General features: G+C 50.9%; 1 protein-coding gene. It reads right to left on the bottom strand.

Features of this window, described 5'->3' with window-relative positions; translation table 11 throughout:
• Positions 1-442 (bottom strand): Ig-like domain repeat protein (locus AC1EU0_RS19190; RefSeq protein ID WP_480304380.1); only part of this gene is annotated, 442 nt, incomplete at both ends.

Genomic DNA, 442 nt, shown 5'->3' with positions numbered 1-442 from the left:
CCAGAGTTAACTGTGGAGCGTTTGGTGCCGTAGTATCTTCGGTGCGGATCACCTGTGTCGCTTGGTCTGCCACATTACCCGCGGCATCGGTAACATCGGCACGTACCGTGTAGTTCGCTTCGTCGACCAAATGACTTAAATCGACGTCTGGGATACGCCAAGTGCCATCGGTACCCACTACCGCTGTACCGTTGTAAACAACGGTATTACTGCCATCAATGATGGTCACGGTTACCGTTTGTCCTACCGCGCCAATGCTGTTTCCGCTTAGTGTTACGCTGTTATCTTCATTGTCATCCACCACATTATCGCCTGCCACGGTATCGATACTGATCGTCGGCTTGGTGGTGTCTATACTGAAGCTACTTTCACTGCTAACTGCATTGTTACCCGCTATGTCCGTCACTTCAACTTTGACGTTGACCTCACCATCGGCAAATGC

It is taken from the genome of Parashewanella sp. 2210YD4-3, assembly GCF_056591735.1.
The sequence above is the reverse complement of the archived record's forward strand: the minus strand, read 5'-3'. Positions and strand labels throughout refer to the sequence as shown.